1 protein-coding gene is annotated in these 261 nt (G+C 56.3%); it reads right to left on the bottom strand.

What is annotated here, in order from left to right; genetic code table 11:
- Nucleotides 1-16: 16 nt before the first annotated feature.
- On the bottom strand, nucleotides 17-261 hold a 245-nt coding region (locus SB775_RS30845; RefSeq protein ID WP_410865069.1), incomplete at its 5' end, for a hypothetical protein.

Below are 261 nucleotides of genomic sequence, written 5' to 3' on the forward strand. Positions count from 1 at the left end.
CCGCCTCCGCGCTGCTTCAGCTTAGAACCCCGATTGCTCGCGTCGGCCGTCGCTCTTCGCGGAGTCGTGCACTACGTAGGTCAGCCTCGAAGTTGTTCATCGCTGTGTTCTTCTGGTCGATAGAAGCAAATTTGTACCTGGCGCTGATTACCTCTCGAAGGTACGCGCGTATTTTCGACCGTTGTTCGTCCTGCAATCGATCATCGACGATGTAGTCGTAGCGAGCGAACGTGGCGATGAACGACGCCGAGAACCAGCTCT

The sequence above is a fragment of the Peribacillus sp. SIMBA_075 genome (assembly GCF_046534585.1).